The sequence below is a fragment of the Streptomyces sp. NPDC086777 genome (assembly GCF_040702065.1).
Taxonomy (GTDB): Bacteria; Actinomycetota; Actinomycetes; order Streptomycetales; family Streptomycetaceae; genus Streptomyces.
On sequence record NZ_JBFBJI010000051.1, the window covers coordinates 1 to 10,058 of the forward strand.

General features: G+C 69.1%; 7 protein-coding genes and 2 pseudogenes. 5 read left to right on the plus strand and 4 right to left on the minus strand.

The genetic code is table 11. The features are described 5' to 3' along the window. Nucleotides 1-116: 116 nt before the first annotated feature. Nucleotides 117-1,445 (minus strand): PH domain-containing protein, encoded by a 1,329-nt coding sequence (locus AB0472_RS40940; RefSeq protein WP_366364451.1) that lies wholly within the window; start codon nt 1,443-1,445, stop codon nt 117-119. Continuing rightward, nucleotides 1,442-1,945, minus strand: coding sequence for a PH domain-containing protein (locus AB0472_RS40945; RefSeq protein WP_366364452.1), 504 nt, complete (start codon nt 1,943-1,945; stop codon nt 1,442-1,444). The genes AB0472_RS40940 and AB0472_RS40945 overlap by 4 nt, the downstream gene beginning before the upstream one ends. Nucleotides 1,946-1,976: 31 nt before the next feature. Between AB0472_RS40945 and AB0472_RS40950 the strand changes: the two genes are divergently transcribed. After that, on the plus strand, nt 1,977-3,128 hold the full coding sequence (locus AB0472_RS40950) for an NADH-quinone oxidoreductase subunit D (RefSeq protein WP_366364453.1): 1,152 nt from the start codon (nt 1,977-1,979) through the stop codon (nt 3,126-3,128). A gap of 23 nt (nt 3,129-3,151) precedes the next feature. On the opposite strand, the gene AB0472_RS40955 is transcribed toward AB0472_RS40950, so the two are convergent. Continuing rightward, a complete protein-coding gene (locus AB0472_RS40955; protein ID WP_366364454.1) occupies nt 3,152-4,174 on the minus strand; it encodes an SAM-dependent methyltransferase in 1,023 nt (340 codons plus the stop codon). Nucleotides 4,175-4,292: 118 nt separating this feature from the next. Between AB0472_RS40955 and AB0472_RS40960 the strand changes: the two genes are divergently transcribed. From AB0472_RS40960 to AB0472_RS40970, 3 genes and pseudogenes are all read left to right on the plus strand, one after another. Next, nucleotides 4,293-5,498, plus strand: a complete 1,206-nt coding sequence (locus tag AB0472_RS40960; protein WP_366364455.1) for a sensor histidine kinase — start codon at nt 4,293-4,295, stop codon at nt 5,496-5,498. Nucleotides 5,499-5,586: 88 nt separating this feature from the next. Then, nucleotides 5,587-6,261 (plus strand): response regulator transcription factor, encoded by a 675-nt coding sequence (locus AB0472_RS40965; RefSeq protein WP_351714179.1) that lies wholly within the window; start codon nt 5,587-5,589, stop codon nt 6,259-6,261. Nucleotides 6,262-6,305: 44 nt separating this feature from the next. Beyond that, nucleotides 6,306-6,479 (plus strand): annotated as a pseudogene (locus AB0472_RS40970) (transposase); the annotation flags it as partial. Between the two features lie 250 nt (nt 6,480-6,729). Here the strand turns inward: AB0472_RS40970 and AB0472_RS40975 are convergent. Beyond that, nucleotides 6,730-6,879 (minus strand): annotated as a pseudogene (locus AB0472_RS40975) (IS5/IS1182 family transposase); the annotation flags it as partial. 319 nt (nt 6,880-7,198) lie between these two features. On the opposite strand from AB0472_RS40975, the gene AB0472_RS40980 reads away from it, so the two are divergent. After that, on the plus strand, nt 7,199-10,058 hold a 2,860-nt coding region (locus AB0472_RS40980), incomplete at its 3' end, for an FG-GAP-like repeat-containing protein (protein ID WP_366364456.1).

Genomic DNA, 10,058 nt, shown 5'->3' on the forward strand with positions numbered 1-10,058 from the left:
GCAGTTCCCCGCGCCCCTAGAAGCAGGTCGCCGCGGTGAGCGCCCCTTCAGGGGCGCGGGAAACTGCGCGACCAGCCCCCCACGGACCCGCGCCCGGCCACCGGCCGAGCCGGCCGTCAGGTCATCCAGCGGTCGGGGCGCGCCGCCCGGCGTCCCGTGCGGGAGCGCTCGGCCTGTTCCCGCAGCAGCACCTCGGCCTCGTCCGCTGCCCGTAGACGGGCCGTGACGGTCTTGTCGGCCCCCGTGTCCACATGAACATCCGCGAGCCCCCACAGCCGCTTCCAGGGCCCCTGGGTCAGCCGTACGCTCTGGACCTTGGCGTGCGGGACGAGCGACAGCTTCCGGCGCAGCAGCCCGTGCCGCGCCGCGAACACCGTGTCCGTGACCGCGAGCCCGTACCCGCGCCACCACAGCGGCACGCACCACCGGGCCCGCCCCGGTGGCCGCGGCAGCCCACTCGGCACGGTCACACCGGGCAGCACGCGCGCGACGACCGACTCGGCGACCGCGCGCGGTGCGACCGGGACCAGCACCGAGTTCGCCGAGCCGGCCACGTCCAGCTCGACCCGCACCCAGCGCAGCGGCCGCCACATCAGCGGCTCCACGATCCGCACGGTCTGCACCCGCCCCGGCGGCACCGTCTCGTGCGTGCGGTCGAGGAGCCCGTGGTCGATGCGCAGCCCGTCCGGGGACTCGCCGACCGTCCAGTCGTACTCCCCGACGAACCGCCCCACGCTGGTCGTGGCCGCCGCGCCGAGCAGGGGCACGGCGGTCGCGAGCACCGTCCACACGCTGTGGGTGGCCAGCCAGAGGAGCGGCGGGGCCACCAGGGCGGCGGCCAGGGAGCCCCAGGTGGCGCCCGTCAGCACGATCGAGAGCGCGAGCTTCGCCGGGGGCACCCGCATCAGTTCGTGCGCCGGCGCCTCGCCGACCTCGCGTGCCGTCTCCGGCGCGAACCCGGCGGCGCGCGCGAGCAGCTCCGCGCGGAGCGCACGCGCCTCGCCCTGGCCGAGAAAGGCGAGTTCGTCCTTCTTGTCGGTGCCGACGACGTCTATCCGCAGCTTGGCGACGCCCGCCACGCGCGCGAGGAGGGGCTGGGTGACGTCGACCGCCTGGATCCGCTCCAGCCGGATGTGCGCGGTGCGCCGGAACAACAGGCCGGTGCGTATGCGCAGTTCGCTGTCGGTCACCGAGAAGTAGGTGAACCACCAGGTGAGGAAGCCGTACAGGGCGCCCGCCGTGACCAGGGCGGCGAGTCCGCCCAGCACCATGGTCGTGGTCAGCTTCGTCAGCTGCTCCTGCGCCTGGTTCGGGTCGTGCACCGCCCAGCCGGTGAGCACCGCGACCGGCGCCCACGCCCGCCGGAACGGCGTCACCGGGTGCAGCCGTCGCTCGCCGGCGGCCTTGCCCGCGCGTATGGCGCCCTCGACGCCCGGCGCCGTCACAGTCCCGCCGATCGGGCCTCGCCGAGCTCGGTGAGCCGGTCGCGCAGCCGTTCCGCCTCGGCCGGGTCCAGGCCGGGGATCGTCGCGTCGGTGGCCGCGGCCGCCGTGTGCAGCTGCACGGTGGCGAGCCCGAAGTGCCGTTCGACGGGCCCCGAGGTCACCTCCACCAGTTGCATCCGCCCGTAGGGCACCACGGTCTCCTCGCGCCACAGCACCCCGCGGGTGATCAGCAGGTCGTCGGCGCGCTCGGCGTACCGCCAGGAGCGCCAGTTGCGGCCCAGCAGCACCCAGCCCCAGGCCAGCGCGGCCAGCGGCAGCAGCGCGAAGGCCGCCCACACCGGGCCCGCGAGCAGGCCCGGCAGCAGTCCCAGAGCCAGGGCGAGCAGCCCCAGCCACACCACCAGCAGCAGCCGGCGCATCCGCAGCAGGCCGGGCGGCAGCCCCGTCCAGGCCGGATCGGTCCCCGTGGTCTCGGCGCCGGCGGCGCTCCCCGTCTCCATGAGGCCAGCGTACGTAGGGGAGACTGGGTCCATGACGCCTACGACGGAGACCACGGTCGGGATCGGCGGCGCCGCCGAGAGCACCGACATGGTGCTCAACATCGGCCCCCAGCACCCCTCCACGCACGGCGTGCTGCGGCTGCGGCTGGTGCTGGACGGCGAGCGGATCGTCTCCGCGGAGCCGGTGATCGGCTACATGCACCGGGGCGCGGAGAAGCTCTTCGAGGCCCGCGACTACCGGCAGATCATCATGCTGGCCAACCGCCACGACTGGCTGTCGGCCTTCTCGAACGAGCTGGGCGTGGTCCTCGCCGTCGAGCGCATGCTCGGCATGGAGGTGCCGGTCCGCGCGGTGTGGACCCGCACCCTGCTCGCCGAGCTGAACCGGGTCCTCAACCACCTGATGTTCCTCGGTTCCTATCCGCTGGAGCTGGGCGGCATCACGCCGGTCTTCTACGCGTTCCGCGAGCGCGAGGAGCTGCAGAACGTCATGGAGGAGGTCTCCGGCGGGCGTATGCACTACATGTTCAACCGCGTCGGCGGCCTCAAGGAGGACCTGCCGGCCGGCTGGACCGCACGCGCGCGTGGCACCGTGGCCGCCGTGCGCTCCCGCATGGACGTCTTCGACGACCTGGTCCTCGGCAACGAGATCTTCCGCGGCCGCACCCGGGGCGTGGGTGCCCTCGCGCCGGAGGCCGTGCACGCGTACGGCGTGAGCGGGCCCATCGCGCGCGCCTCGGGCGTCGACTTCGACCTGCGCCGCGACGAGCCCTACCTGGCCTACGGCGAGCTCCAGGACACCCTGAAGGTCGTCACCCGGTCCGAGGGCGACTGCCTGGCCCGCTTCGAGTGCCTCCTGGAGCAGACCCACAACGCCCTCGACCTGGCCGACGCGTGCCTGGACCGGCTCGCCGACCTGCCGCCGGGACCGATCAACCAGCGGCTCCCCAAGGTCCTCAAGGCACCCGAGGGCCACACCTACGCCTGGACCGAGAACCCGCTCGGCATCAACGGCTACTACCTCGTCAGCAAGGGCGAGAAGACCCCGTACCGGCTGAAGCTGCGCTCGGCGTCCTACAACAACATCCAGGCCCTGACCGAGCTGCTGCCGGGGACGCTGGTGGCGGACATGGTCGCGATCCTCGGGTCGCTGTTCTTCGTGGTGGGGGACATCGACAAGTAGGGGCGGGCCGGGCGCGCCGCGCGCTAGAGGAGCGCGTCCCCGATGCCCACCGGCTGGAGCAGCCAGAGGAAGTCGCCCAGGCCGCCGGACGCGGTGAGCTCGGCCGCCTCGCCCGCGGTCGCGAGGGCGCGCACGTATGCGGCGGGGTTCGTGGAGGCGAGGGTGAGCGGGGGGCGGCCGCCGACCAGACCGAGGGCGCGCAGGGCGTCGCGTTGCGTGCACAGGAGCGCTTCGGGCAGCCTGAGCGCCGGGTCGAGCGCCGTGCACGCGTCCAGCGCCACATGAGCCGTGATGTCGCACGCCCCGTCCGGCACGGGGGCCGTCGCGCGGCCCTCGCGGAAGCCGGTGAGCGTCCCGAACGGCGGGCGCCTGTCCACGGTGTGCGCGTAGTCCACGGCCACGGCGAGGCCCCGCTGGAGGCTGGTGACGGCGGACGCCCATGCCTGGTCCCGGGGCAGCCCGATCTCCGCGCGCAGTCCCGGTTCGGCACCCAGCGGCCACCACCGCGCGAGCCACTGCGCGTCCGCGCCCGACACGCGCTCGCCGAGCAGCTCGGTGCCGTCCCGCCGGACGTGCACCAGCCGGGGCACCCCGGCCGGGTCCACCTCGGCCACCTCGACCGGCACGTTGTCCAGCCACTCGTTGGCGAAGAGCAGGCCCCGGACGGTGCGCGGGATCTCGGTCAGCCAGGTGACCCGGTCGGGCAGGCCCGGCGGGCGGTCGGCGAGGTCGACGGCGTACGCACGCGTGCGTGCCGCCACGCCCGCGGGCAGGGCCGCGAGGACGCCGGTGACCAGTTCGCCGTGGCCGGCGCCCATGTCCACGAAGTCCAGCGTCTCGGGGCCGTCCAGGGCCTCGTCGACCCGGCACAGCAGTTCGGCCACTGCCTCGGCGAACAGCCGTGAGGCGTGCACCGACGTGCGGAAGTGCCCGGCCGGGCCCTCCGGGCGGCGGTAGAAGCCGCCGGGGCCGTACAGGGCCGCCTCGGTGGCCGCACGCCAGCCCCGGGCGTCGTCGGCCGTCTCACGCGTCGCCTCATCCGTCACCGGGCCAGACTAGGCGCACAGGTGATCACCTTCTCCACCTTGCGGAGTACGCGTGCGGAACAGGGATCGGCCCTCCGGTTGACCCCTGCACCTATCACGCTTCCCTACTCTGGGTTACGTGCAGCGCCTCTATGACTTCCTCCGCAGGCACCCGACATGGGTCGACAGCTTCTGGGCCGTCGTCCTGCTCGGGATCTCCAGCGCGAGCATCTGGAAGCTCGGCGAGGCTCAGACGCACCACGGATCCAGGGCCGCCATGCTGGCCGTGTCCGTCGTGATGGGCGTCGTCGTCGCGCTGCGCCGCCGGTTCCCCGAGCCGATGCTGGTGCTGGCCGCGGCCACCGGCCTGGCCCAGCTGGTGCTGGACGTGGAGACCACCGTCGCCAACTTCGCCATGCTGGTGATCGTGTGCACGAACGCCGCCGTCGGCGCCCGCTGGGCGTCCCGGTTCGGCCTCTACGCCGGGCTGTGCGCCGCGCCCCTGGCGCAGATCCGGTGGCCGCAGGTCGAGGCGAGCTTCCCGGGGCGCGTCGCGATCGTGCTGTTCCAGACGGTGCCGTTCGTGCTCGCCTGGGTGCTCGGCGACTCCATGCGCACCCGCCGCGCCTACTTCGCGCAGCTGGAGGAGCGTGCCGCCCGGCTGGAGAAGGAGCGCGAGGCGCAGGCCAAGGTCGCGGTCGCCGCCGAGCGGGCCCGGATCGCCCGCGAGCTGCACGACGTGGTGGCGCACAACGTCTCGGTGATGGTGGTCCAGGCCGACGGCGCCGCCTACGTCCTCGACGCCGCCCCCGACCAGGCGAAGAAGGCCCTGGAGACGATCTCCTCCACCGGCCGCCAGGCCCTCGCCGAGATGCGCCGCCTGCTGGGCGTACTGCGCACCGGCGAGCACAAGGAGGTCGGCGAGTACGTCCCGCAGCCCGACGTCGAGCAGATCGACGACCTCGTCGAGCAGTGCCGCACCTCCGGCCTGCCCGTCGACTTCAAGGTCGAGGGCACGCCGCGCCCGCTGCCCAGCGGTGTCGAGCTCACGGCGTACCGGATCGTGCAGGAGGCGCTGACCAACACCCGCAAGCACGGGGGGCCCAACGCGGGCGCCAGCGTGCGGCTGGTCTACTTCGACGACGGACTCGGCCTGCTGGTCGAGGACGACGGCAAGGGCGCCCCGCACGAGATGTACGAGGAGGGCGGCGCCGACGGCCAGGGGCACGGCCTGATCGGCATGCGCGAACGCGTCGGCATGGTGGGCGGCACCCTCGACGCGGGCCCCCGCCCTGGCGGAGGATTCCGCATCAGTGCCCTGCTGCCGCTCAAACCGGCGCATTGACGCCGACGCACGCCCTCGGTTGACACCTGTCACGCCCTCAGGTCGAGCGGCCGGACAAGAACGAAGACAAGCAACGGAAGAGGACCCGATGACGATCCGCGTGATGCTCGTCGACGACCAGGTGCTGCTGCGCACCGGGTTCCGGATGGTGCTCGCCGCCCAGCCGGACATGGAGGTCGTCGCGGAGGCGGGCGACGGCGTCGAGGCCCTCCAGGTGCTGGCGTCGACCGCCGTGGACGTCGTCCTGATGGACGTGCGCATGCCCAAGCTGGACGGCGTGGAGGCCACCCGCCGCATCTGTGAGCAGCCCGACGCGCCCAAGGTGCTCATCCTGACCACCTTCGACCTCGACGAGTACGCCTTCTCGGGGCTGAAGGCCGGCGCCTCCGGCTTCATGCTCAAGGACGTGCCCCCGGGCGAACTGCTGGCCGCCATCCGTTCCGTGCACAGCGGCGACGCGGTCGTCGCGCCCTCCACCACCCGGCGCCTCCTCGACCGTTTCGCGCCGATGCTGCCCTCCGCCGGCCGGGAGCCCCGGCACCAGGAACTGGAACGGCTCACCGAGCGCGAACGCGAGGTGATGGTGCTGGTCGCGCAGGGCCTGTCCAACGGCGAGATCGCGAGCCGGCTGGTGCTGTCCGAGGCCACCGTCAAGACCCACGTGGGCCGCATCCTGACCAAGCTCGGCCTCCGCGACCGCGTGCAGGTGGTCGTGCTGGCCTACGAGACGGGGCTGGTGCGGGCGGGCGGCGGACACGGCTAGGGTCTGCTGCGAAAGTGGATCTTGATCGTTGATGATCACATCCTGTGGAACGCGGGGACCTGACGAACGGACAGTGGACCCGGCTGGAGCCTCTGCTGCCGACGGGCATCAAGCCGGGTCGGCCGCAGGTGTGGACGCGGCGGCAGCTGACAGACGGCATACGGTGGCGGACCCGGACCGGTGCGCCGTGGCGGGACGTGCCCGAACGTTGTGGGCCGTGGGACCGGGTCCATGACCTGTTCCGGCGCCGGCAGCGGGACGGCACCTGGGCGAGGATCCTCACCCGGCTCCAGGCCGAGGCGGACGCGAAGGGCCTGATCACCTGGGATGTGAACGTCGACTCCACCGTCTGCCGGGCCCACCAGCACGCCGCCGGTGCGGCGAAAAGGGGGACCTCCAGAAGGAGCCACCCGGCGGGATCTTCGTCGAGCCGGCCGACCACGGCCTTGGACGGGTCCTGGCAGGGGCCGGGCGCTTGCGCGGCCTGCCGAGCCCCAGCCTCGGCACCCGGATGGCTTCCAGGACCGCTTCGAACTGCGGGGAGTCGCCCCGCTGCCCAGCCGTGATCACGACGGACAAGGGCTTTTGCCCCCGCTCGACCGCGAGGTGGATTTTGCTGCCTGTACATGGAGCCTTTTCCACCGCCCCGCCACCCGTCACGACGTGGGCACAGTCCTCGCGACCGGCGAGGCGTTCAGCCGATCCGGACACCACAAGGTGGGCACGAAACCGCGGCGAACTGGATAAATGACAAGGAAAGTAGCTGTTCGTTAATTTAGCATCCTTCTCCAGGGCGTTCATTGTGCGTCGGCCCAATGGTTGCGGCAGATGTTGTGCACAGAGAAGGATGCGCGCCCGAACATGGGGAATTTACCCTCAAGGCGTGACAAGAAAATTAAGGCGATCCATCATAAGCGCAACAGCTCTCGCTGTTGCAATGATTCTGGCCATACTTCAGGCCGGACAGCTCCCGAACATGGAGAAAGCAAGTCACGCTCACGATAACCTCAAATTGGCGAGCGAGCAGCTTCCTGTGATCGCTGTAAAATCCGCCAGCGCTGACAGCGTCACATTCTCCTTCGACTTTTCAGGTCAGGATCAGACCGCACTCCGTGATTGGGTAAACTCAGAGCTCCATCCGGACAGCACCGGTCGCGTCAACCTCGGAGCGCTGGAGTACGACACGTCGACGGTGTATGCATCCCGCGTCCCGCTGCATCCGGCTCCACCCCAGGCAGATCTGTACGCCGCGGTAACGCTCGCAAATGGTAAGCTGCAGTTCGTTCTCGACAAACCGCAAATCGATGCAACGAAACTGCCCGCCGTGCAAGCCTACGTTGCGGCCTTCTTCATCGGACTAGCGATAGGTGCCGTCTTCTACATAGGGTGCACCGCAGCGCTTCCAGGTGCCGTAGCTATATGCAACGTCGTCGGTGGCGCAGCGATGGGATTCGCCACCGCCGCCTTCGGTGCAATCCTGTCCGGGCAAGCACAGCTCGGCAGTTGGTTCTACGACGGGATCGCGGGAGCTATCGCCGGAGCACTGACTTCACTGGGCAGCGTTGGTCTGGAGTTTGTCTTCCTGGACGGCGCACTAGTCCGGGGATGGCTCAGCGCGGCGAAGGGAATCATCGTTGACACTTTCAACTCCGTGGTGAACTGGTGGAATATCGCGGCCTGGCCGGCCGTCGTCACATTCATCACCGTAGCAATACCATCGGTGGCAGCGAATATCTGCACCTGGATTGCCCGAGTACTGCATCTCGGCTCCGCGAAACTTCCACCCAACAAGGTGACTCTCCTTCCTCTGGGGGACTCCATCACCTACGGATACGGAAGCACCTCTGGTGACGGCTATCGAGCCCAACTGTGGAAACTGATGAATGACGAAGGTGAAACCCCCACCTTCGTCGGATCACAGTCATCGGGACAGATGAGTCAGCCCAACCATGAGGGATACCCTGGGTGGCGTATCGATCAGATTTCCGGCATAACCAGCGCGGCACTCTCGAAATATCATCCCACGGTTGTCACGCTACACGCCGGAACCAACGACATGAATCAGAACTATGACGTCGCCGGCGCGCCAGCCCGGTTCGATGCATTGGTCGGTAAAATTCTGACCGAGGACCCCGGCGTTACGGTGATTGCCTCCATTCTGGTGCCATCTCAGGACCCCGCTGTCGAGGCGCGCATCGAGGAATTCAATCGCCAAATCGTAGATCTCATGGATGTGCGCATTGCTGAAGGTCAGAAGATCTGGGTTGCCGGGATGGGTGAAATAGATCCCGCAGCCGACCTGAGCGACGCACTGCACCCGAACGACAACGGGTATCTCAAGATGGCTGCATCTTTCAATGACGGCATCTATGCGGCTGCGGTCCAGGGGTGGCTGGTGCCACCCCTGGCCGGCACCCCCGGAAACGGTGGTGGTGCGGGGCAGCCTGCGGGGTGCAGCACAGGCTCCGGTGGATGGAGCGCCTCCGGCCAGGTCGCCGGTGGGGTCGGTCAGCCGGCGAGCAAGGTCCGCTTCGCCGACTACAACGGGGACGGCAAGGCCGATTACTGGGTGTTCAATGACGACGGGTCGGTGCAAGTCTGGCTGAACAACGGATCGCCCAACAGCTGGACCTCTCTCGGCCAGGTCGCCGGTGGGGTCGGTCAGCCGGCGAGCAAGGTCCGCTTCGCCGACTACAACGGGGACGGCAAGGCCGACTACTGGGTGCTCAATGACGACGGGTCGGCGCAAGTCTGGCTGAACAACGGATCGCCCAACAGCTGGACCTCTCTCGGCCAAGTCGCCGGCGGAATCGGAAGAAGCTCCAGCGGAGTGCTTCTTGCCGATTTCAACGGAGATGGCCGAGCCGACTACCTCTACGTCAATGCTGACAGCTCGGTAGAGGTCTGGATCAACACGGGCATAGGCGGATGGTCGGCGCAAGGCAAACTCGCCGGTGGTGTCGGGCAACCCGGAGCAAGAGTTCGGTTCGCCGACATGAACTGCGACAAACGAGCCGACTATGTCGTAGTAACCAAATCGGGAAGCCTCTGGGTATGGCTGAATACGACATCGGGCTGGCAGGCACTGGGGCTCTATGCAGCCGGGGTGGGGCGACCCGACAGCGAGGTACAACTCGCCGACTACAACGGTGACGGCCGTGCCGACTACTTCGGCATGAGCCGGACAGGCGCCGTCAGCGCCTGGATCAACGTCGGTGGAGGTGACACAAGCCCACCGGGCTGGGTCGCGCAGAGCCAAGCAGCAGCCGGCGTTGGCCAGCCAGGCAGCAAGATTCGCCTCGCGGACTACGACGGAGATGGCTTCGACGACTACTGGGTACTCAACGACGACGGCACGGTGGACTTGTGGACAAACGCAGGTACGCCGAACTGGACGTCACTGGGGCGGGTGGCCGGTGGTATAGGACGAACCTCGGGCGGGGTTGTGCTGGCCGACCTCAATGCCGACAATCGTGCCGACTATCTGTACATCAACTCTGACGGCTCCGTCGAAGCTTGGCTCAACACGGGCACAGGGGGGTGGTCGGCACAAGGGAAAATCGCCGGCGGCGTGGGACAGCCTGGCAGTAAAGTCCGAATTGCCGACTATGACGGAGATGGCAAGGCCGACTACTGGGTACTCAATGACGACGGGTCGGCCGATGTGTGGCTGTACGGCGGAGGGACCACCTGGACATCGTTGGGGCGGGTGGCCGGTGGTATAGGACGAACCTCGGGCGGGGTTGTGCTGGCCGACCTCAATGCCGACAATCGTGCCGACTATCTGTACATCAACT